The 22,884-nt window shown below is 67.3% G+C and carries 20 protein-coding genes; 15 read left to right on the top strand and 5 right to left on the bottom strand.

The features are described 5' to 3' along the window. Nucleotides 1–11 precede the first annotated feature (11 nt). Both BLV25_RS06115 and BLV25_RS06110 read left to right on the top strand, forming a co-directional pair. Nucleotides 12–1,130 (top strand): arginase family protein, encoded by a 1,119-nt coding sequence (locus tag BLV25_RS06115; protein WP_092731438.1) that lies wholly within the window; start codon nt 12–14, stop codon nt 1,128–1,130. Between the two features lie 400 nt (nt 1,131–1,530). Then, nucleotides 1,531–2,019, top strand: a complete 489-nt coding sequence (locus BLV25_RS06110) for an Lrp/AsnC family transcriptional regulator (protein WP_021073799.1) — start codon at nt 1,531–1,533, stop codon at nt 2,017–2,019. Between the two features lie 455 nt (nt 2,020–2,474). Here the strand turns inward: BLV25_RS06110 and BLV25_RS06105 are convergent, their stop codons facing one another. Beyond that, a complete protein-coding gene (locus tag BLV25_RS06105) occupies nt 2,475–3,230 on the bottom strand; it encodes an IclR family transcriptional regulator (RefSeq protein ID WP_021073798.1) in 756 nt (251 codons plus the stop codon). 467 nt (nt 3,231–3,697) lie between these two features. Between BLV25_RS06105 and BLV25_RS06100 the strand changes: the two genes are divergently transcribed. The 8 genes from BLV25_RS06100 (at nt 3,698) to BLV25_RS06065 (ending at nt 13,014) form a co-directional block, all read left to right on the top strand. After that, nucleotides 3,698–4,885, top strand: a complete 1,188-nt coding sequence (locus tag BLV25_RS06100) for a M24 family metallopeptidase (protein WP_092731436.1) — start codon at nt 3,698–3,700, stop codon at nt 4,883–4,885. A 13-nt stretch (nt 4,886–4,898) separates the two neighbouring features. Continuing rightward, on the top strand, nt 4,899–6,155 hold the full coding sequence (locus tag BLV25_RS06095) for an NAD(P)/FAD-dependent oxidoreductase (RefSeq protein ID WP_256335658.1): 1,257 nt from the start codon (nt 4,899–4,901) through the stop codon (nt 6,153–6,155). 213 nt (nt 6,156–6,368) lie between these two features. Then, nucleotides 6,369–7,583 (top strand): ABC transporter substrate-binding protein, encoded by a 1,215-nt coding sequence (locus BLV25_RS06090; RefSeq protein ID WP_092731434.1) that lies wholly within the window; start codon nt 6,369–6,371, stop codon nt 7,581–7,583. 99 nt (nt 7,584–7,682) lie between these two features. Then, nucleotides 7,683–8,789: an ABC transporter ATP-binding protein gene (locus BLV25_RS06085; protein ID WP_021073793.1), complete on the top strand. Its 1,107-nt coding sequence runs from the start codon at nt 7,683–7,685 to the stop codon at nt 8,787–8,789. Beyond that, on the top strand, nt 8,786–9,733 hold the full coding sequence (locus BLV25_RS06080; protein WP_021073792.1) for an ABC transporter permease: 948 nt from the start codon (nt 8,786–8,788) through the stop codon (nt 9,731–9,733). Before BLV25_RS06085 ends, BLV25_RS06080 begins: the two co-directional genes overlap by 4 nt. Then, on the top strand, nt 9,730–10,563 hold the full coding sequence (locus tag BLV25_RS06075; protein ID WP_092731432.1) for an ABC transporter permease: 834 nt from the start codon (nt 9,730–9,732) through the stop codon (nt 10,561–10,563). Before BLV25_RS06080 ends, BLV25_RS06075 begins: the two co-directional genes overlap by 4 nt. Before the next feature lie 424 nt (nt 10,564–10,987). Beyond that, nucleotides 10,988–12,100 carry a phytoene/squalene synthase family protein gene (locus tag BLV25_RS06070; protein WP_092731430.1) on the top strand — a complete coding sequence of 371 codons (1,113 nt, stop codon included), beginning with the start codon at nt 10,988–10,990 and terminating at the stop codon, nt 12,098–12,100. A gap of 95 nt (nt 12,101–12,195) precedes the next feature. After that, entirely contained in the window at nt 12,196–13,014 is an 819-nt protein-coding gene (locus BLV25_RS06065; protein ID WP_092731428.1) for a VOC family protein, read from the top strand. 3 nt (nt 13,015–13,017) lie between these two features. On the opposite strand, the gene BLV25_RS06060 is transcribed toward BLV25_RS06065, so the two are convergent. Continuing rightward, nucleotides 13,018–13,743 (bottom strand): ribosome assembly factor SBDS, encoded by a 726-nt coding sequence (locus BLV25_RS06060; protein WP_021073788.1) that lies wholly within the window; start codon nt 13,741–13,743, stop codon nt 13,018–13,020. Between the two features lie 237 nt (nt 13,744–13,980). Between BLV25_RS06060 and BLV25_RS06050 the strand changes: the two genes are divergently transcribed. The 4 genes from BLV25_RS06050 (at nt 13,981) to BLV25_RS06035 (ending at nt 17,743) form a co-directional block, all read left to right on the top strand. Then, on the top strand, nt 13,981–15,411 hold the full coding sequence (locus tag BLV25_RS06050; RefSeq protein ID WP_143114391.1) for a glycosyltransferase family 2 protein: 1,431 nt from the start codon (nt 13,981–13,983) through the stop codon (nt 15,409–15,411). A gap of 129 nt (nt 15,412–15,540) precedes the next feature. Next, complete coding sequence (gene gatC, locus BLV25_RS06045; protein ID WP_321166985.1) at nt 15,541–15,837, top strand: Asp-tRNA(Asn)/Glu-tRNA(Gln) amidotransferase subunit GatC; 297 nt, start codon at nt 15,541–15,543, stop codon at nt 15,835–15,837. Continuing rightward, nucleotides 15,838–17,112 carry an Asp-tRNA(Asn)/Glu-tRNA(Gln) amidotransferase subunit GatA gene (gene gatA, locus BLV25_RS06040; RefSeq protein WP_092731420.1) on the top strand — a complete coding sequence of 425 codons (1,275 nt, stop codon included), beginning with the start codon at nt 15,838–15,840 and terminating at the stop codon, nt 17,110–17,112. Between the two features lie 100 nt (nt 17,113–17,212). Continuing rightward, nucleotides 17,213–17,743, top strand: coding sequence for an OsmC family protein (locus BLV25_RS06035; RefSeq protein WP_092731418.1), 531 nt, complete (start codon nt 17,213–17,215; stop codon nt 17,741–17,743). Nucleotides 17,744–17,816: 73 nt separating this feature from the next. On the opposite strand, the gene BLV25_RS06030 is transcribed toward BLV25_RS06035, so the two are convergent. The 3 genes from BLV25_RS06030 to BLV25_RS06020 form a co-directional block, all read right to left on the bottom strand. After that, nucleotides 17,817–20,552 carry a heavy metal translocating P-type ATPase gene (locus tag BLV25_RS06030; protein ID WP_092731416.1) on the bottom strand — a complete coding sequence of 912 codons (2,736 nt, stop codon included), beginning with the start codon at nt 20,550–20,552 and terminating at the stop codon, nt 17,817–17,819. 184 nt (nt 20,553–20,736) lie between these two features. Beyond that, nucleotides 20,737–21,594, bottom strand: coding sequence for a sulfite exporter TauE/SafE family protein (locus tag BLV25_RS06025; RefSeq protein WP_039401760.1), 858 nt, complete (start codon nt 21,592–21,594; stop codon nt 20,737–20,739). Nucleotides 21,595–21,597: 3 nt separating this feature from the next. Further along, entirely contained in the window at nt 21,598–22,035 is a 438-nt protein-coding gene (locus BLV25_RS06020) for a cupredoxin domain-containing protein (protein WP_021073780.1), read from the bottom strand. Nucleotides 22,036–22,132: 97 nt separating this feature from the next. Here BLV25_RS06020 and BLV25_RS06015 point away from each other — a divergent pair, with 97 nt between their 5' ends. After that, nucleotides 22,133–22,828, top strand: a complete 696-nt coding sequence (locus tag BLV25_RS06015) for a protein sorting system archaetidylserine synthase (RefSeq protein WP_092731414.1) — start codon at nt 22,133–22,135, stop codon at nt 22,826–22,828. Nucleotides 22,829–22,884 lie beyond the last annotated feature (56 nt).

Here is a 22,884-nt window from a genome sequence, read left to right as displayed (position 1 = left end):
GTGCCGCCGAAATGATGCGCACCGCGACCGCGTTCTGGCACGACAGCTTCCTCGCACACGACCACCCCGCCGGCGAAAACGAGGCCGAGTGGACGGGGCGTCTCGCCTACCGCGAGCCGCACCCCGACCGGCCCGAGCGGATGCGGAACGTGAACCGGATCCTCCGGACGGAGATCCCCGACCGGATCGAGTGGGTCGAGCCCGACCCGGCGACCCGCGACCAGCTCACGCGAACGCACGAGCCGTCCTATCTCGAGGAACTGCGGGCGTTCTGCGAGCAGGGCGGCGGCCGGCTCACCGCCGAGACTGGCGCGAACGAACACACCTACCGGGCCGCGCGCCACGCGGCGGGCGCCGCCCGCAGCGCCGCCGAGCACGCCCTCTCGACGCCGGACGACGACGTCCCGTACGCCCTGGTGCGGCCGAGCGGGCACCACGCCCAGCCCGACCGGGCCGACGGGTTCTGCTATCTCAACAACGTCGCCGTCGCGGCCGACCACGTGCTGGCCACGCGCGACGTCGACCGGGTGGCGGTCGTCGACTGGGACGTCCACCACGGCAACGGGACCCAGGAGTGTTTCTACGACCGCGAGGACGTCTGCGTGGTCGGGATCCACAACGACCACCGGTCGTGGGACCCCGAGCATCACCCGCAGACGGGGAACCTCGACGAGGTCGGCACCGGCGACGGAACTGGATACAACGTGAACGTGCCGCTGCCGCCCGGCACCGGCGACGAGGGATACGAACTCGTTCTCGACCGGATCGTCGCCCCCGTCCTCGAGGCGTACGACCCCGACCTGCTGCTCGTCAGCGCCGGCCAGGACCCGGGAACGGTCGACCCGCTCGGGCGGAACGTCGTCACCAAGGCCGGGTTCGAGACCCTCGGCGCGCGGATCGCCGCGCTCGCGGACGCACACGCCGGCGGGAACCTGGCGATCGTCCAGGAGGGCGGCTATCAGGTGAGCCACCTCGCGTACGCGACCCTCGGCGTGCTCGAGGGCGCGCTCGGGATCGACTCCGACGTGGCGGACCCGCTCGCCTGGATCGACGAGGACGTCGACTCCGCGCGTCGCGCCGTGGCGGACGCCGTCGACCACCACGCGGAGTTCTGGCCGACGCTCGCGTGACCGGCGGCCGTTGAGCGGCAGCGGATCCACGATCCCGGATCGATTCCGTCCGGGCACGTCGGAGTCCTGAATTTCTATCCAAGAGAGGGAGATAAATCGGGACGACGTATCGAGTACGAGGATATTTTGAACTTTTATTCATCTGTCGGGCGGAATGGAATGAACTTACAACGGTAAGCGTGTAATAACCGGCGAGAGTGATCAAACAGTCACACGGTGACGCACGTGTCGCGGCGGAAACGGCGATCGGGAGGGAGCAAAGTACCGGAGAATACGTGGCGATGGGAAAGAATTAATACATAAGTCGAAGTAAGGCAGGATAACTGAACGTGGTTCGAATCCGAGCGACACGACCGCCGGTCCGCCGGGTTCGATCCGCGTTCGAGCCTGCCACATCACCATGGACGAAAAAGACCTACGCATCCTCGAGACGATCGCCTCGGAACGGATCAACAGCCCGGAGCGGATCCACGAACACACCGGGATCCCCAAATCGACCGTCCACTACCGGATCGAGCAGCTCCGCGAGAAGGGCGTCATCCGGAACGACCTCTACGAGATGGACCTGTCGAAGGTGGGGCTGTCCATCGTGCTGATAAGCGAGGTGTACGCCGAATACGAGGAGGGCTACCACGAGTCAGTCGGCGAGCGGATCGGCGAGATCGAGGGCGTCAACCAGGTGTACTTCACGATGGGCGACACCGACTTCATCGTCATCGCACACGTCACCGACCGACGGATGGTCGAGGACCTCGTGGAGTCCTACGAGTCGATCGACGAGATCCGGCGCACGAGCTCCAAGTTCGTGATCACGACGGTCAAAAACGAGAGCCACCCGATCAACGACTTCGACCACGAGACGCTCGTCGACGCGATCCTCGAGGAGTAACGTTCCGGTCGACGTTCACCGTTTGACGGTGGCGTCTTCGACTCCCGTTCTACGTTTCGAGCCGGACATAACTAATACATTAGTATACAATAAATAATATGTTTAGCGGCTTCGATCGATCTCCGTAATTGACCTCCTCGGCCGGAGGAACGGTATGATTTCGACGTAAAAATAGGAGATATGGAAACGAATACGCCAGTATAGACGGTTTTCCCGGTATATAGTGTTTATATCGACGATCGCGTTTATAATGCGTATCGGACGGACGTCTCCTCGAGACCGGCGTTTATGCGGCGATCGTCACGGTGAACGTCATACGAATAAGTACCTGACTACATATATTTCTATGGAAGGGACATAGATATGGAATGTACGTCGAACGGCATCGGGCCGTGTAAACCGCTTTTCGCCCCCCGTGACGGCCGTTCGGAGAATTACAAATATATCCCTGTAATCTATTCGGACCGATACTGCGACTCAAGTCGTCCCTCGAGTCGATCGATCGACTCCCGGAGCGGCAGCGCGTAACTCTCCATCGTCTCCTCGTCGAACCGGAAGCTCGGAAGCATCACGCTCAACGCGCCGAGCACCGATCCGTCCGGATGGGTCACCGCCCCGCTCATCGCACAGAGCCCCTCGACCCACTCCTCGTCGTTGACCGCGAACCCGCGCTCGCGGACCGTCTCGAGGCGATCGAGAAGCTCCCCGACCGAGGTCGGCGCCCGATCCGTCCCCTCGAAGCCGTGCTCGGCGACGATCTCCTCGACGCGCGACCGGGGATACTCGGCCAGGATGGCCTTTCCGGCCGCGGTCGTCGGCATGTTCTCGGCCTGTCCGAGCTGGAACCCGTGTTTCGCGGATTCGCCCACCACGTGGTGGATCACCATCAGCTGGCCGTGCTCCTCCACGGAGAAGTCGGCGTTCTCGTTCAGCTGGTTCGCCAGCCGGGACGTCGACTCCCGCGCCAGTTCGAACTCGGGCCGCCGGGTTCTGGCGTACTGGCCGTGGACGAGGAACTTCAGCCCGACGTTGTACTCGCCACGCTCCTTGATCAGATAGCCGCGCCGTTCGAGCGTGTTGAGGTGGTAATACAGCGTGCTCTTCGGAAGGTCCATCCGGTCGCGGAGCTCGGAGAGGGTGGCACCCTCGAGGTCCTGGATCGCCTCGATGACGTCGAAGGACGTCTCCGTCGTTTCGAGCGTTCGGTCCATACGGGATGGCAACACCCCACGCACATTAAAGTTCGCAATGATCGAACGGCTTTCGACGCCGACGGTTAAATCACGAAGAGGAGAGTTAAATGAATCCATTCACAATCGAATTTTAAGATCGGATCCACGTCGGGGACGAAGCGCCGGATCGATCCGAGACGACGTATATTGTGAACGATCATCGTGTTTTTCGTTCGCACATCTCGAACGCCACGTCGGGAGACGTCGACCGATGTGTGCGTGGCTCCGAGGGATCGACACATCCGCCCGAACGGCGGTTCCTCGACCGCGGTCGCGAAGCCGAACATCGTACACTGATTTCGTATGTAAAACAACGAAATTCGTGTATATTGAACCGGAGCGGCGACCGGGACCGACGTCAGAAGTCGGACGGCCACGCGTCGAGCCGACCAAGTATAAATAAAATAATAAAAGAACTTATGTATAACGTGATCGCAGGTGGTGGTATGGGTTCGACAGCGTCAGTGCCGTTCAGTACGTCCGAGTTTCGTGATCGACTCCGAGCCGCCAAGCGACGGATGCGCGATCGCGGGCTCGACGTCCTCCTGGTGACGGATCCGGCGAACATCTACTACCTCTCGGGGTACGACGCCTACTCCTTTTATGTGCCGCAGATCCTCGCGGTCACGCACGACCGGGACCAGCCGGTCTGGATCGGGCGCGAACAGGACCTCACGTGCGCCCGCGAGACGACGTGGTTGGACCGGGAACACGTCCTGCTTTACTCCGACGACTACGTCGACTCCGAGCTGCACCCGATGGAGTTCGTCGTCGACCGCCTCGATGAGTGGGAGCTCGCGGACGGAACGATCGGCGTCGAACTGGACGCGGACTACTACACCGCTCGCGCCCATCAGGCGTTTACCGCCGCGCTGCCGACCGGCGCGGCCGTCGAGGACGCGACGAAGCTGGTCAACTACTGCCGAATGGTCAAAAGCGAAGCCGAGATCGAGTACCACCAGCGAGCCGCCGCGATCTCCGAGCGGGCGATGGAGGTCGGGATCGAGACGATCGGACCGGGCGTCCGGAAGTGTGATGCCGCGGCCGCGGTTCACGAGGCTCTCTACAGCGGCGCGGACGGGACCGGCGGCGATTACCCCGCGATCGTGCCCCTGATGCCCGCCGGCGAGGGGACCGGGTCGCCGCACCTGACGTGGACCGACGAGGAGTACGAGGCGGGCGAGCCGGTCATCCTCGAGCTCGCCGGCGTGGTGAACAGGTATCACTCCCCGCTGACGCGGACGATGTTCCTCGGCGAGCCGCCCGCCGAAGCCGAACGCGCGGCCGCCGTCATCATCGACGGCCTGGAGGCGGCCCTGGACGCCGTCGAACCCGGCGTGACCGCCGAGTCGGTCGAACGAGCCTGGCGCGAGGAGATCGCGGGCACTACCGTCGAGAAGGAATCCCGGATCGGGTACTCGACGGGGATCGGGTACCCGCCCTCCTGGGTGGAGGGATCGGTGAGCATCCGTCCCGGCGACGAGACCGAGCTGCGGCCGAACATGGTGTTCCACATGATCCCCGGCGTCTGGTTCGACGACTACGGGATCGAAATCAGCGAGTCGTTCCGCGTGACCGAGGACGGCGCGGAGGTGTTGGCCGACGTTCCGCGCGAACTGATCGTCAAGGAGTGACGCGATCGAGGCGGTGACCGGACGAATCGACGTCGACGACCGAAACAACGAGACCCGCGAACCAGCGATCCACAGCATGAGCACGACCCCCGAGCTACCCACGGAGACCGACGTCGTCGTCATCGGCGGCGGCGTCATCGGCACGAGCATCGCCTACTTCCTGACCACCGAGGCCGACAGGGAGGTGACCCTGCTCGAGAAGGACGCCATCGGCGCCGGATCGACCGGCGACTCCTCGGCGATCATCAGACGACACTACGGCGAGAAGGAGCGCTACACGCGATTGGCCGACTGGAGCTATCGGTTCTACAGCCGCTTCGAGGAGGAGGTCGGCGAGCCGATCGCCTTCGAGCGGAACCGCCGCGTCACCTTCGCGGCGGAGGGAACGGAGACCGCCGACTACGCCGAGAACGGCCGGGAGATCCTCGAGCGGCTCGACCGTCCCGTTTCCCGATACGAGGGCGCGGCGATGGAGCGGGAGTTCCCGATGTTCGACCTCGAGGAGTTCGACTTCGCGGTGAGCGACGACGACGCCGCCTACTCCGACGGAACCGACGTCGCGTCCGGGTTCGCCCGCGCGGTGCAGGACGCGGGCGGCACGGTCGTCACCGGCGTGGCGGTCGAGGGATTCGACGTCGAGGACGACACCGTCACGGCGGTTGAGACGACGGACGGTTCGGTCGAATGTGAGACGGCGGTTCTGGCCGCCGGACCGTGGACCCCGCGTCTCGCCGCGGAGCTCGACGTCGACGTGCCGATCACGCCGTCGCGCGAGCGCGTCATCCTGTTGGACCCGAGCGAGGAGTATCTCGAGCGACATCCGGACGTGCTCCCGACGGCCGGTCTGCCGGGCGGGTACTACGCACGTTCGGAGTTCGGCGGCGGCGCCCTCATCGCGACGCACCACTCCGGCGAGACCTGCGATCCCGACGACTACCGGAACACGCCGGACCAGGAGACGCTGCTCGAACTCCACGCGACGCTTTCGGAGTACGTTCCCGGACTCGAGGACGCCGGGGTCCAGGGGCGGTACAGCGGCGTCTACTCCAACACGCCGGACCACGATTTCATCCTCGACGAGTGTGGACCCGCGGGCTGTTACCTCGCGTGCGGCTTCTCCGGGCACGGATTCAAACACGCGCCCGCGATCGGTCGGCTGATGACCGACCTGATCGAGGACGGACGGTCGGAGCTGACCGACCTCGAGTTCTTCTCGCTGTCGCGGTTCGCGGACGACGATGGGGGTCACGGCGGCGGGATCGAGTTCTGAGTGCCGGCGGGAGACGAGAGCCGGCGGGCGGCGCTCCTCGACCGCTGAACGCCTCGACGGCCGAACTCCTCGATGACCGGGCTCCTCGACGACCGGGCTCCTCGACGACCGAACTCCTCGAATCGCGACCTTCGACGAAAGTACACGGCTGGTAGCGGCGAATATTGTAGAAAAATTTAATATGGATTACTCACGAATAGGGAGTGTCAGCCAATGACAGACACTGATCGACATCGCGGTAGCGAGGGCCACGCAACGAGACGACGGTTCCTCCGGAACTCGGCCGTCGGCGTCACCGTCGGAGCCACCGTAAGCGGTTGCCTCGGCGGCGGTGGAAACGGCAACGGCAGCGGTAACGGGGACGGGAACGGCAACGGCGGCGGAAACGGGAACGGCGACGGGAACGGGGAGACGACCGGGTCCGGTGATCCGGAGCTCGCCGACGAGATCACGTTCTACTCCACCGGCGGCGCGTGGCTGCGGGCGATGGACGAGACGATCATCACCCCCTTCGAGGAGGAGTACGGCGTCTCCGTCGACCTGCAGCCGTACGGCAACGCGAACCAGGTCATCTCGCAGATCCGGGCGGGACAGGTCGACCTCGACGCGATGTTGATGGTCGACCCGGCGTTGTACCGTGGCGTGAACGAGGACATCTTCGCGCCGCTCCGGCTCGAGAACATCCCACATTACGACGCCATCGAAACGTTCCACCCGGAGGAGGTGCCCTACGATCCCGGCGACCGGGTGCACCACGTCCCGAACACCTACGGCGCCTACGGGCTGACCTACAACACGGAGACGTTCGATTCGGCGCCCACGAGCTGGTCGGAGTTGTACACCGAGGAGCTGAGCGGCCAGCTCACCTACAGCGGGTTCACCGCGCCGGTGGTGGGCAACGCCGCGCTCGAGGAGGGGATCGACTTCAACACGCTCGAGGGCGGCGGGGACGCGGTCGACACCGTCTTCGACCGGGTCAGCCAGCAGAACGAATACATGTACCAGTGGTGGGACTCCGCCGCGACCGCCGAGGAGCTGTACACGAACGAGTCCGCGGTGGCCGGCAACTGCTGGGTCGGTCGGGTGCAGTCGCTCCGGGACGAGGAGGGCGTTCCCGTCGAGTACACGCTTCCCGAGGAGGGCGCGACGGGCTACGTGAGCGTGTGGGCGATCAACGACGAGATCGAGGACCCGCGCCGATACACCGCCGAGCTGCTCTTAGATTACGTCCTTCAGGAGGAGCCGTCGCGACGGCTCGCCGAGGAGATCCACTACGGTCAGGCCAACGCGTTCAGCGACGCCCCCGAGTCCTATCAGGAGATCCCCGACGTCCAGTACCCGGACCGGATCCACATCTGGGACCAGGACGTCTTCGCGCCGAACCAGCAGGAGTGGGCCCAGCGGTTCCAGGAGATCACGCGACAGTGACCCGTTCACCGAGGCAACAATCGTGCGCTTCGAACCATCAAAACCTCGACGTATTCGGCAAGCATTATGCTCGGGTGATTCCGTGATGCGGGTGGAACGATGACGGAATCCGACTCCCGATCGGTCACCGTGACCGAGTTGACCAAGGACTTCGGCGACGTCCGCGCCGTCGAGGACATGGCCTTCGAGATCGAGGAGGGGGAGTTCTTCTCGCTGCTCGGGCCGAGCGGCTGCGGCAAGACCACGACGCTGCGGATGATCGCCGGGTTCGAACGCCCGACCGACGGAACCGTTTCGATCGGCGACGACGACGTCACGGACCGACCTCCCTACGAACGCGACGTCGGAATGGTGTTCCAGAGCTATGCCCTGTTCCCGCACAAGACGGTGGGCGAGAACGTTGGGTTCGGCCTGAAGATGGAGGGCGTTCCCGAGGCGGAGCGTGCCGAGCGCGTCGCCGACAGCCTCGAGCTCGTCGGCCTCCCGGGGATGGAGGACCGATCACCCGGGGAGCTGTCCGGCGGCCAGCAACAGCGCGTGGCGCTCGCGCGGGCGCTCGTCATCGAGCCCTCGGTGCTCGTGCTGGACGAGCCGATCTCCAACCTCGACCTGAAGCTGCGCAAGCAGATGCAGTTCGAGCTCAAGCGGATCCAGACCGAGCTGGGGATCACCACCATCTACGTGACCCACGACCAGGAGGTCGCCCTCTCGTTGAGCGACCGGTTGGCCGTGATGAACGACGGCACCGCCGAGCAGATCGGGACGCCGGAGGAGGTGTATCACGAGCCGACGAACCGCTTCGTGGCCGACTTCATCGGGGAGTCGAACCTCCTCGCGGGCACCGTGGACGCGATGGACGGAACGCGGGCGACCATCGCGCTCGAGGACCTTCCCGCCGGATCGGTACACGCGTCCGGTGATCGGCTGGACGGCAACGTCGACGCGGGGGACGCGGTCACCCTCTCCGTCCGGCCGGAGAATCTCCGGATGGCGTCAGCGGAGCCGGACGGCGACGTCGCCGTGTCGGGAACGATCCGGTCGAAGACGTTCCAGGGCAAGGAGACCACGTTCCTCGTCGACGCCGACGGGGAGGAGATCGTCGTCGAAACGACCGGCCGCGAGTCCGGGACTGCCTTCGAGGCGGGTGACGACGTGCTGGTGTACTGGAACGCCGAGGATCACGTCTGCCTGCTGGAGGGACAATGACGTCGCTCGGCGGCGGTTCGATCCCTGGCGGGTTCACCGAGTCGGTTCTCGCGGCGGTCGACCGGTTGAACGGGTACGTCTACCGGAACCGGCGGATCGTTCCCGCCGTACAGCTGCTGGTCGGACTCCTCGTCCTGTCGACGTTTCTGGTCTCGATCGCCATCATCGTGTTCTACAGCGTCCTCCAGCAGGCGCCGCCCGAGGAGGCGATCCGGTTCACCGTCGGGAACTACGTCGAGTTCATCAACAACGACCTCTACACGTCGGTCTTTTGGGACTCGTTCGTCATCTCGGTGAAGACGACCCTGGCGACGCTGGCGTTGGCGTACCCGGTCGCGTACCTGCTCGCGTTCAGCGACACCCGGTGGAAGAACGTGCTCGTGTTGCTGATCGTGTTGCCGTTCTGGATCAACCTCGTCATCCGGACGTACGCCTGGCGGCTGATCTTCAGCGAGCAGGGAATCATCAACTACCTCTTCATCGAGGTCCTCGGGGTCGTCGACCAGCCGATGGGGCTGCTGTTCAGCCAGAACGCGATCGTGGTCGGGTTGGTGCACGTACTGCTGCCGTACATGGTCTTGCCGCTGTACGTCTCGATGGACAAGATCGACGAGTCACACGTCGAGGCCGCCAAGAACCTCGGCGCGAACAAGCTGCAGGCGTTCTACGAGGTCACGCTTCCGCAGTCGATCCCGGGCGCCGCGACCGGGGTCGCGATCTCGTTCGTGCTCGCGTTCGGCGCCTTCGTGATCCCGCTGCTGTTGGGCGGCGACAGCCACATCATGATCGCGAACGTGATCGGCGACACCTACATCCAGTACTTCGACTGGAGCCTCGGGAGCGCGATGGCCATCGCCGTGACCGCGTTCGTCCTCCTGATCGTGTTCCTGTTCAACCGGGTCGTCGGACTCGAGGGGCTCTACGGCGGAGGTGAGGCCTCGTGAGGGGGATCCACGCACTCCTCGAGCGCGTCGACGTCTCCGACCGGACCGGCGGTCGGCTCCTCCGGCTGCTGACCGGCGGCGTCTACGTCTTCCTGTACGCGCCGATCGTCATCGTCATCGCGCTCTCGTTCACCGAGGCGCGCGTGCCCGCGTTCCCGATGGAGGGGTTCACCCTCGAGTGGTACGCGACGATGCTCGAGGACGAACGGCTCACGGCCGCGGTCTTTCAGAGCCTCCAGATCGGCGTGTTGGCGGCCATCGGGGCGGGGATCGTCGGCACGATCACGGCGTTGGGGATGGTGCGGAACGACTTCGACTCGCGGCTGCTGGACGCGAGCGTGTTGAACACCGTCTTCATGTCGCCGGTCGTCGTCCCGTGGGTCGTGACCGGGATCGCGATGCTCACGCTGTACAACCTCTTCGGCGTGCAGGGGACGATGGCGTCGGTCGTCTTCGGCCACGTCATCATCACGCTCCCGTTCGTGATCCTCGTCGTCTCCTCCCGGCTGTACGGGTTCGACCGGTCCCTCGAGGAGGCCGCCAAGAACCTCGGCGCCTCCGAGACGCGCGCCTTCCTCGAGGTGACGTTCCCGCTCATTCTCCCGGGCGTCGTCGCCGGGATGCTGTTCGCGTTCACGATCTCCTTCGACAACTTCACCCAGACCTTCTTCTGGATCGGCACCAACACGGAGACGCTCCCGATCGTCATCTACTCCATGATCCGGACGGGACTCAATCCCTCCATCAACGCCGTCGGCACCGTGATCGTCGTCTTCTCCCTGTCGATCGTCCTCGTCGCGGAGCTGCTCTCCTCGAGAGTGATTGATTGATTACACATTTAGTATAATATATGTATTGATTTTAAATATATGATATCATATGTATCAACGGGTCACGGATCGATGACGAACGATATCACCATCTAAGCCCAAGTATCATCCCTATTTCGTCGCTTCGACCACACGTCCCCACGGACTCATCGATCCATTCCCGAGACACGTTTAATCACGCTCACTCACCTGAAAGACGGCGGATAAGCGGTTCATACGACGGGAAGTCGACTGCATTCCGTCGATCGACGGAAATATAATCCAAACAGTACTTATATTTAAATATATTATATCATATATCTATATCTATTTATAATGTGCCGGGAATCCGAACGCGCTCGTCAGCCGCGAGACGAAGCCGCGAGGACTCCCGACCGTCCCCACGAGACTTTTTACCCCTCGCACCCTACCGATCGATATCTGAATGAGCGGACGTAACATATCCGCCGGCGAGGCCGACTCACGGTCGGCCGCCGGCGGCGACCCCGAGGCCGCCCGAGCGGACCTCGACTGGTGTCACGAGGCGGTGCAGGGCGTGTCTCGCACCTTCGCGCTGACCGTCGACGTTCTCGAGGAACCGATGGCGAGCCACATCTGTCTCGGCTATCTCCTCTGCCGGGTCGCCGACACGGTCGAGGACGCGGGTCACATCCCGCCGGCGGCACAGACCGACGTGCTCGAGACGTACGACGCGGTGCTCGATCCCGAGGACGACACCGACGTCGACGAGTTCCGCGCGGCCGTCGACGAGTGGGTCCCACCCGAGGGGGAGCGCAACGCCGACTGGGAGGTCGTCGCCCGGTCGCCGACGGTCGTCGCCACCTTCGAGGAGTTCCCCGAGGACGTCCGGGCAGCCATCGTGCCGCCGGTCCGGGAGATGGTCGACGGAATGGCGATGTTCCTCGACCGCCACGCGGAGGCGGGCGGCCTCCGGATCGACGACCGGGACGAGCTCGAGCAGTACTGCTATTACGCCGCCGGCACCGTCGGCACGCTGATCACCAACCTCCTGACCCGGGCGGACGTCGACGACGAGCGCGTCCAACGTCTCTACGACACCGCCGAGGAGTTCGGCCTCCTCCTCCAGCTCGTCAACGTCTCGAAGGACGTCTACGACGACTACACCGCCGAGAACAACGTCTACATCCCCGCCGAGTGGCTCGCCGCGGAGGGCGTCGACCAGGAGTCGATCGTCGACCCCGAGAACCACGAGTCCTCCGCCCGCGTCGTCGACCGGACGGCCGAGTACGCCCACTCGTTCCTCGACGACGCGCAGGCGTACCTGGAGACGATGCCGCTGAAACACGGCAACACGATGGCGGCCTGGAGCGTCCCGTACCTCCTGGCGGTCGGCACGCTTCGGGAGCTCCGGTCGCGCCCGGAGGACGCGCTCACCGAGACCGGCGTGAAGGTCTCCCGGAAGGAGGTCTTCGCCGTGATGTCCGCCGCCAGCGACGCGGGTCGCGACTCCCTGGCCGACCTCCGCGAGACGATCGCGAACAAGCCGTTCCACCGCGCGACCGGAACGAACGAGTAGCCGGCCACGTCGCCGTCGATTCCGCCCGGTCCGCCCGAAGATCGGTCGGCTTCGGTTCCGGCAGTCACCCTCCGCTTCATCCGATCCCCGCACCGATGACCGTCACCCGACTCACACACCTCGCGCTCGAAGTTCGTTCGCTCGATCGCGCACGTGCGTTCTACGAGGACCGGCTCGGGCTCGGTCGCGATCGCGTCCGACGCACCGACCGGGAGGTCGCGTACGCGGTCGGGGATTCCGGATCACACCTCGTGCTCCGTCGCCCGCGGTCGGTCCCGCGAGGCGGCGTCCACACCCACTTTGCCTTCTCGACGACCGGGGACGCCTACGACGCCTGGATCGCACGCTGTCGGGACCTCGACCCGGTCGAACGGACGTTCGGTTCCTACCGGTCGCTGTACGTCGACGATCCCGACGGCCACTGCGTCGAGATCGGAACGACGGAGGGAACGACCGGCGATCACGACGGCGAAACCGGCGACTGCGGTGACGACGACCCCGGTGACGACGCCGGCACCGCCGTCCGGGACGAGGACGCGCCCGAGCTGACGGGGATCTTCGAGGTCGTTCTGGAGGTCGCGTCCCTCGAACGAAGCGAGGCGATCTACCGGTCGCTTGGCTTCGAGGTCGTCGATCGCGGCTCCGACCGTCCCCGCGTGCGCCTGCGTGGCCCGTTCGATCTGGAGCTGTGGGAGCCCCATCTCGGGATCGCCGGCGCGCGTGGTGGCCTCCACGTCGATCTCGGCCTGGCGAGCGACGACTCCGAAGCCGACGCCGCCCGGATCGCGGACGCGAACGATGCAGCCGGCGCGCTCGAACCGATCGACGGCGGGTTTCGCGTTCGCGATCCCGACGGCCACCGGGTCTCGATCGTCGGTGACGATGCTCGTCTCAGTGGCGAGGACGCCCCCTGAGCGTCACCGCGTCCGGAGGTCGTCCTTGTCCTTGACGACCTGCGTTTCGGCCTCGCCCGAGGAGACCTCGTTGGCCAGGTCGTAGAAGTCGTTCTGGAGGCCGGCCGGGAACGTCACCACGCCGACCCACGAGCCGTCGTTTTGCCACTCCTCGCGCTCGAGGTCGCCGAACTCGCGGATCTTCGCCTGGCCGGAGCCGGCGTAGTCCGGCGGCAGCTGGACGGCGACCGTGATCTCCTCGAACCGGATGGGGATCACGGGACGCAGCGCCTCCAAGGCGTCGTCGACCTGGTTCTCGACGGGCTCCATCGGGTCGACGGTGAATCCGGCCTCCTCGAGGGCGCGGTCGATGCGCTCGGGCGGGTGCGGCGAGTCGTCCATCTGGGGGTTGATCGCGTTGCGCGCGATGGTGTTGATGAGCCGCTTCCGTTTGCGTTCCTGCATCTCGCGGCGCTGATCGGCGGTGATCTGGATCTCGCCGCGCTCGACCACCTCCGGGATTATCTCCATCGGGTCGGTCGTCCCGAACACCTCCTCGAGGGCGGATTCGGCGGGGCGGTCGCCGCGGGAGGCGTTCTCGAAGACGTCCTCGGCGGCGATCACGTCCTCGAGGTCGCCCTCGAAGTCGCCGCGTTTCATCGCCAGCGCCGCGTCGGGGTCGATCAGCACCTCGAACCGCTCCCCGTGTGATTCGAGCCGAGCCGTGACGGCGTCCTCGAGTGAGATCATGTCCGTGGCTACCTCCCCTGTGGTAAAAAGTCTCCCGTGTCAGACCATCCCGAACCGCGTGGGAATCCGCGGGACGGCGACTGCCCCGGCGTGGGACGGCGACTGCCCCGGCGTACCGATAGCCCGGCGGACGTCCTATCAGCGCGTCGTTGCCGAACGCGTCATCGTGCCGCTGCCGGACGCCCGTCTTTCGCCGCCGTACCAACCTTCATATGCCATGGCCGAGCAGTCACTGGCGTGCTCGAGCCGCTGTTTCCGGTGCTTCTGAGCCTGTTCGTGACCACGCAGGTCGTCTACGGGTTGATCAACCTCTCGGTGGCCTCGCTGTTGTACACCCAGCCGGTCAACGTCATCGCGGAGGAGCAAGCGATCGCCGTCGACGGCGGTGGAGTGAACGACGGCGGTGGGATGGGCGACGGCGGTGGGGTAAACGACGGCGGTGGGATGGGCGACGGCAGTGGGATGAGCGACGGCGGGGCTGGCGGCACGGAAACGCCCGACGCGGAGCGTATCCGACCGATACACGTCCTGCTTGCGGTCCGAAACGAGCGCCGGGCGGTCATCGAGGAGACGATCGCCGACGTGTTCGCCCAGGAGTATCCGACCGAGTCGATCCACGTCTACGTGATCCACGAGGCGGACGACGAGCTCGTCGGCGGGTACGTCGACGACCTGGCCGCGACGGCGGCCGATCGGGGCTGGGACGTCGTCCCGCACGCGGTCGACCGGGAGGGACTCTCGTATTATCTGCAAGCGAACGCGCGGCTGATCGCCGGGGACTTCGTCCCGCGAACCAAGGCCGCGGCGCTCACCTACGCGTTCGCCTCGCTGTCGTTCGAACCGGACGACGTCGTCACCGTCTCCGACGCCGACACGAAACTCCCGCCGGACACCTTCCGCCTCGCCGTCGGCGGACTCGAGGAATACGACATCGTGCAGGCCAAACAGACGGTCCGAAACGTGGCTGACGGCTGGCTGCCGACCCTCGAGGCGATGGGGATCGCGGCGTGGTCGGACGCGATCTACGCGCGGACCAGCACCGGCCCCTATCAGCTGCTCGGAAAGGGATACTTCGTCGGCGTCGACGACCTGTACGCGCTCGGCGCCTGGGACCCCGACGCGATCACCGAGGACATGACTCTGGGCGTGGCCGCCTACCTCCAGGGGTACCGGCTCGGGATCGTCGACCGGTACGTCCGGGACCTCTGTCCGACCGACTTCCGGGCGTGGGTCCGGCAGAAGCGCCGCTGGGTCGGGGGGCCGTACGCCCACCTGTTCCGCGAGGAGTTCACGCTCCGGGAGCGGATCCGGTTTTGGACGTTCACGGTGGCCAACCAGGCCCTCTCGGTCGCGAACTTCGTCGGCGTCCCGGTCGGCATCGTCGTCGCGTGGGTCGCGATCGCCGGCGGCGGGATCACGCTGCCGACCGCCGTGACCGTTCTGGTCGCGTTCAACCTCCTCTGTTGGGCGGAGTTCACGCGCCGCACCTACGCGGCGACCCGACGCGCGGTCCCCCTGGCGACCCGACGCGCGAAGGTCGGGTTCTACCTGCTCTCGAACCCGATCACGCAGGCGATATACGCCGCGCTCTGGGCGGTCCCGATCGCCAGTGCCGTCTGGGGAACCCTCCGCGGCGTGGCCCCGACCTTCGAGGTCACGCCGAAGTAGGCCCATCCGACGTGCGATCGGGTCGTCCGTCGCGCGATTCGAAACCCTTACTCCCGGGCCGTCACACTCTCCGGTATGAGCGATTCGCCCGACGAACGGTCCGAGGCGGCCGCGGACGCGGCGGACACGGTGGACGCGGCCGAGGCGGCTGACGCGACCGACGTCGACGTCGAGGACGTCGACCACGTCGCCGGCCTCGCCCGCGTCGACCTCGAGGCGGCGGAGCGGGAGGCGTTCCCCGAACAGTTCGCGGAGATCCTCGAGTACTTCGAGACGCTGGACGAGGTCCCCGAGTTCGACCGCGAGGCGGAGCTGGTGAACGTGATGCGTCCCGACGAGGTTCGGGAGGGACTCACCCAGTCCGAGGCGCTCCGGAACGCGGCGGAGACGGAGGACGGCTACTTCCGCGGGCCGCGGGTGTCGTAGATGGCCGACGTCAACGCGTTCATCACCGAGGAGACGATCGAGGGGGCCGACGACGGGCCGCTGGCGGGAACCACCGTCGCGGTCAAGGACAACATCTCGACGGCCGGCGTGGAGACGACCTGCGGCTCCCGAATGCTCGAGGGCTACGTGCCGCCGTACGACGCCACCGTCGTGACGCGGCTCGCCGACGCCGGCGCGACGATCGTCGGCAAGGCGAACATGGACGAGTTCGGAATGGGGACGACCACGGAGACCTCCCACTTCGGCCCGACGCGCAACCCCGTCGACCCCGACCGCGTCCCCGGCGGCTCCTCGGGCGGGTCCGCGGCCGCGGTCGCCGCCGGCGAGGCCGACGTCGCGCTCGGGACCGACACGGGCGGGTCGGTCCGCTGTCCGGCGGCCTTCTGCGGCGTCGTCGGGATCAAGCCGACCTACGGGCTCGTCTCGCGGTACGGGCTGATCGCGTACGCCAACTCCCTCGAGCAGGTCGGCCCGATCGCCGGGACCGTCGAGGAGGCGGCGGCGCTGCTCGACGTCATCGCCGGTCCCGACCCTCACGACGCGACGACCCGCGAGGCCGGGGCCGACGCGAACTACGCGGCCGCGGCCGACGGCGACGTCGAGGGAATGACGGTCGGCGTCGTCCCGGAACTCTTCGAGGGCGCCCACGAGGGCGTCGTCGAGACCGTCGAGGCGGCGCTGTCCGACCTCGAGGCGCAGGGCGCCGAGACGGTCGAGGTCTCGCTCCCGTCGGTCGAGCACGCCGTCCAGGCGTACTACGTCATCGCGACCTCGGAGGCCTCCTCGAACCTCGCGCGGTTCGACGGCGTCCGGTACGGCCACTCCGCCGGCCACGACGGGAACTGGAACGAGACGTTCGCCGAGACGCGATCCGAGGGCTTCGGCGAGGAGGTCAAACGCCGGATCCTCCTGGGCACCTACGCGCTCTCGGCCGGCTACCACGAGAAGTACTACGCGAAGGCCCAGGACGCCCGCGCGTGGGTCCGGTCGGACTTCGACGACGCCTTCGCGGACGTGGACGTGATCGCCTCGCCGACGATGCCCGTGCTCCCCTTCGAGCTGGGCGAGGGGATCGACGACCCGATGACGATGTATCTCGCCGACGCGAACACAACGCCGGTCAACCTGGCGAACCTGCCCGCGATCTCCGTGCCCGCCGGCACCGCGGAGGGGCTCCCGGTCGGCCTCCAGCTGATCGGCCCGAAGTTCGGGGAGGAAACGATCGTCCGGGCCGCAAGCGCAGTCGAGGAGTAGGGCATCGGGCCGCAAGCGTCGGAGGAGTCACGCGTCCGAGACGACGGCGGTATTTGTCGCTCTCCGAAACCGTTCCTGCCGCCCCCGCGGAGTGGCGGGTATGTCCGAATCCACCGATCGGGACCTGACCGAGATCCAGGAGCCGCTGAAGGCGGAGTACGAGGAGAACCCGGAGGCGGCGAAGGTGACGCTGTCCGCCACCGGTTCCGAGCAGGCCGAGGAGGGCCGCGCCTGCAACGTCGACATCGGCCGGGCGATCTACGAGGCCGAGCTCCACGAGGGCGCCGGCGGGCCGGGAGCGGGCGCCTGCTCGGGCGACCTGCTGCTCGGCGCGCTGGCGGCCTGCTCGCAGCTCACCGCGCAGGCGGTCGCGGAGAACTTCGGATTCGACGCCGAGATCAGCGTCGAGGTCGAGGGCGACCTGGACCTGCGGGGCACGATGGGCGTCACGGCGGACGCACCGGTCGGCTTCGAGGACGTCCGCCTCTCCATCGACGTCGATCCGGCCGACGGGGATGCGATCGATCCCGACACGGCGGCGGCCTTCGAGCGGGCGACGGAGCGATACTGCGTCGTCTATCAGACGCTCGTGAATCCGCCCGAGATCGAGACCGACTGGAACGTGGACTGACGCCGACGGCCGATTCGATTCCGGTTCGACCGGTTCCGTCGCCGTCCCCGCATTTTTAAGCGTCGTTCCCGGTTTAAGCGTCGTCCTCGGTTTCGCCGTCGCTCACGAGCGGCCGCGAGGAGTTCGCCACCACGAGCAGGCTGCTCGTGCCCATCGCGACCGCGGCGAACAGCGGGTTCAACACCCCGAGCGCAGCCAGCGGGATGGCGATGGCGTTGTAACAGAACGCCCAGGCGATGTTCCCCTTCACGCGCCGGCCCGCGGCGGCGGCGAGGTCGAAGGTCGTCGTCACCGACCGGAGATCGTCGTCGACGATGGCGACGTCGGCGGCGTCGGCCGCCATCGCGGTCCCGCCGCCCAGCGCGATCCCCAGATCCGCACGCGCCAGCGCCGGCGCGTCGTTGGTCCCGTCGCCGACCATCACCGTCGTGCCGGTCGCCGAGAGCCGTCCGACGGTCTCGGCCTTCCCCTCCGGCGGCACGCCGGCGAACACCCGCGAGACCGCCTCGTGGTCGGCGAAGACCGTCGCCGCCCGCTCGTCGTCGCCGGTGAGGACGACGACGTCGACGCCGCGGTCGTCGAGCTCGGTCACCGTCTCCGCCCATCCGTCCCGGAGATCGTCGCCGACCACGATGGTCCCCTCCGCCTCGCCGTCGCGACCGACCGCGACCGGAACGCGACCCACCGCGCGCGCATCAGCGATCCGGTCGGCGATCGCGTCCGGCACGGTCCAGCCGCGCTCCGCGAAGAGGTCGGGGTGACCCACCAGGATCTCCTCGCCGTCGACGACTCCCGAAACGCCGGTCCGGTGGCTTCGGAAGGACTCGACGCGGCGTGCGTCGGGAGCGACGTCAGCGTCGGGGGCGACGTCAGCGTCGGGGGCGACGTCGGCATCGGCATCGGCAGCGTCGTCGCCATCGGAATCGGTTCCATCCTCGAGATCGGCGTCACCCTCGACGTCGGCGTCCGACCGTCGAGACACGACCGGCGATCCGCCGTCGGTCGCCGGCGCGTCGGGGTCGCCACCGTCCGTCGCGTCCGCGACCGCGTTCGCGATCGCCGTGCCGACCGGGTGGGCGGACCGCCCCTCGAGGGCGGCGGCACGCTCGAGGAGGTCGGGATCGAGGTCGTGGTCGACCACCCGCGTCTCGCCGGTGGTGAGGGTCCCGGTCTTGTCGAGGACGACGGTGTCGGCCTCGCGGACGCGCTCGAAGACGGTGTCGTCGAAGACGACGATCGACCGCGCGAGCGCGTCGCGGATCCCGGCGGCGACCGCAAGCGGCGTCGCGAGCCCGAGCGCGCACGGACACGAGACGATGAGCACGGTGAGCCCGACCAGCAGCGCCTCGGCGGGCGCGGCGCCGACGAGGAGCGTCCCCGCAGCGGCCACCGCGGCGATGGCGAGGACGACGGGCACGAAGACCGTGGCGAGCCGGTCGGCCAGCGCCTGGATCCCGTGGTTGGAGCTCTGGAGGTCCCAGACGAGCTCGGCGATCCGGTCGAGGCTGCTCGTCGCGTCCGCGCCGACGGTCACCACGAGCGCCCCGTCCGCGACGACCGACCCGCCGACGACCGCGTCGCCCGGCCGCTTGTCCACGGGCAGCGACTCGCCGGTGATGACCGACTCGTCGACCGCGGCCTCGCCGTCCGCGACCTCGCCGTCGACCGGGACGCGTTCGCCGGCTCTGACGAGCAGGCGGTCGCCCGGCTCGAGGTCCTCGATCGCGACGGTCTCCGTCTCGGCGGCAGCGGTCGGTTCGTCGGCGGCGTCGGTCGCGTCGGTCACGTTAGCGTCGGTCACGTCGGCGGCGGCCGCAACGTCATCGGGAGCGATTGCGGTCTCACCGACCAGCCGGCGCGCCTCGTCGACGCGGACGGCGGTCAGGTCGGAGAGCCGCTCGGTCGCGCGGCGCTTGATCGACGTCTCGTAGTGGGTGCCGATCGTGACGATCACGATGATCGCGACGGTCACGTCGAAGTAGATGTGCTCCTTGCCGGTCGCGATCGAGAGGACCGAATAGGCGTACGCGCTCATCGCCGCCAGCGCGACGAGGAGGTCCATGTTCGGCGACCGGGTCCGGAGGCTCACGTAGGCGCCACGGAGGATCGGCTTGCCGGTCACGACCACGACGATGGTCGTGAGGATGCCGATGAAGCCGTAGAAGTACGTGCTCGAGGAGTGGCGCAGCGCGTCCGTGAGGAACCGGGCCATCGCGTCGGTATAAAATAGGCCGTCGAAGTACGTCGGATAGATGATCGCGACGTACTGTAACATCACCATCATCCCCACGAGCACGCCGACCGCGAGCCGGACCGTCGCGATGGCGTCGGCCCGGCGGCGGCTGAAGGCGTCGTCCCGGTCGTACGCGCTGTATCCGAGTCCGGAGACTGCCGCCTGGAGGTCCGCCGGCGAGACGGTCTCGGGGTCGTGGTCGATCCGGACCGTCTCCGTCACGTAGCTCGCGCTGGCCGCGCTGACGCCCTCGGTCGCCTCGGCGGCCGACTCGATGAACGCCTCGCAGGTCGCACAGTGCATCCCGTCGACCTCGAGGAACGTCGGCTCGTGGTCGTCGGGGACCACGGGATCGGAATCGGTCCCGGCCGCGTTTCCGGTTCCCGGTCCCTCCCGGTTCGCTCCCGTGTCGGCCTCGCCGACCCGGTCGCGGACGTCGTCCGCATCGACGTCGTCGACCGAACCCAGCGCCTCGTGGACGTCGCGGCAGCCGGGACAGCAGAAGGGGTTGCCGTCCTCGTCGACCACGTCGGCGGCGGGCAGCTCACACAGCGTGCAGGTCTGGTCCTCGGTCATGGAATGGGGACGTGGGTCGGTCGGCTCGCCGCGACGTGCTCCGTCGCGATGGGCCGACCGTTCGCGTTGCAGTGAGTTCGATCCGGAGGTGAATGACTGTTGCGTCTGGGGCCGACCGGCGTGTCCGGAACCGGATCGGACGTCGGAATCGTCCCGTTCGTCCGGCGACCGTGGCCAAGCACGGTCAGTGGCCGCCGGCCCCGCTCAGAGGGTCGTAGAACGGGAACATCGGGTGTGGGACGTGAATGCCCAGGCTCATCAGCCCGTGAGCGAACAGCACGTATCCCAGCGCCAGGAACACGACGCCGAGCAGGCGATGGAGCCGCTTGCGGTGGACCGCGTCGACCGCCTCGATCACGGTCCCGTAGGCGAAGACGGCCGGGATCGTCCCGATGCCGAGCGCAGCGAGCGCGACCGCGCCCGACGCCGCGGAGCCGCTGGCGAACGCGTAGAGGTACGCCGGGTAGAGGATCGGGCAGGGCAACAGCCCGTGGAGCCCGCCGAGGAGGACGATCCCGGGGCCGTTCGCGAGCCGGTCGACGTGGGTCATCAGGCGGCCGGTGACGCGCTCGAGCCCCGGCAGATGGATCCCGGCCGCGGCGCCGCCCAGCAGGTAGCGGGCGCCGATCGCGACCACGAACAGCCCGACGAGGACGCCGACGACTCCGCGAACCAGCCCCGCCGTCGCTGTGATCGACTCGACCGTGAGAAAGACCGCGCCGCCGAGCGCGCCCAGGAGCGCGCCGATCAGGGTGTAGCTCGTCGCCCGTCCGACGTTGAACAGCGCGTGCTGGCGAACCTCGTAGGTGGTGAGGTGTGAGTCGCGGCCCGCGCCGGGCGATCCGGTTCCGACCGCGTCCGGCCCGAGCCCGTCCGCTCCGGCCCCGCCCGACCCGGATTCATCCGCGCCGGGGCCCATCCGATCGGCGTAGACCGTCACGAGGGGGCCACACATCCCGATGCAGTGGGCGCCGCCGAGCAGGCCGACCAGCAGGAACAGGGCCACGTCGACGCCGAACAGGTCGGCGACCGTCGGGACCATCGGTCACCCCTCGACGATCACGGCGCCGATCATCCCGCCCTGTTCGTGGGGGACGCAGACGTAATCGTATCGGCCCGGAATCTCGAAGGTGTGAGTGAACTCATCGCCGTTCTCCAGCGCGCCGCCGCGGTCGCTCCACCACTCCTCGCGGGCGGTCGCCTCGTCCTCGTAGCCGCCGGTCGCGAAGAAGTCGGCGTCCTCGGGGATGGCGTCCTCGTAGGCGGTGACGGTGTGGGTCCGCGCGCTCGTGTTCCGCCAGGTGACCGACTCGCCGACCGCGATCGTGACCTCCTGGGGCCGGAACGTCGTCGCGGTCATCCCGACGTCGTAGTCACGCTCGGACTGCCCCCCGGCAACGCTCCCCAAGCATCCCGATATCGGGAGCGCTGCCGCGACCGTCGCCGCCCCGGCCGCGCGTTCGAGGAACCGTCTCCGCTGCATACACGTTCCTTGGGTCGCCGCGGGCTTATGTACCGCGGTCCGGTCCCAGGTTCTGGGAATAACAACACGTAAAAAGCCCGTCCACGACCCGATGGGTATGAAGCCGCGGTTCGCCGGCCGGCTCGGGCTCGCGGACGCCGTCACCGTCGCGAACGCGGCGATCGGCTTCCTCGCGGTCGCCGCGGCCACCGTCGACGTCGAGCTGGCGGCCCGGCTCGTGCTGTTCGGCGCGATCGCCGACGCGCTCGACGGGATCATCGCCCGGAAGCGCGGCTCCACGCCCGCGGGCGACCACCTCGACTCGCTGGCCGACGTCGCGACGTTCGGCGTCGCCCCCGCGACGATCGTCGCGATCACCCTCGAGTCGACCGGGATGGGGACCACCGATCCGGCCTTCCTGGTCGGGATCGGCGTCGGCGCGTGTTACGTCGCGATGGCGGTCACGCGGCTCGGGCTCTACGCGGCCTACGACCTCGACAGCGACGAGACGAAGGGCGTCCAGACGACCCTCGCGGCGACCATCATCGCCGCGACGGTCCTGGCGGGGTACACCGATCCGGTCGTGCTGGTCCCCGAAACCGCCCTGCTCGCGGCGCTTATGGTCTCGCGGATAACCTACCCGGACCTTCACGCGCAGGACGCGATCGTGATGGGCGTCGTCCAGGCGATCGCGATCGGCGTCACCGGCTACTGGGGCCGCGTCTTCGCGTTCGCGCTGCTGTTTCTGGCCGGCACCTACCTCGTCTTCGGCCCCTGGTTCTACTGGCGCGACGGCCTCCAACTGGGCGAGTGACCGCGCGACCGGTGCAGCTCGGCGAGCCACCGCGCGACCGGTGTAGCTCGACGAGT

The sequence above is a fragment of the Halopenitus persicus genome (genome assembly GCF_900107205.1).
GTDB classification, from domain to species: domain Archaea; phylum Halobacteriota; class Halobacteria; order Halobacteriales; family Haloferacaceae; genus Halopenitus; species Halopenitus persicus.
The sequence above is the reverse complement of the archived record's forward strand: the minus strand, read 5'-3'. Positions and strand labels throughout refer to the sequence as shown.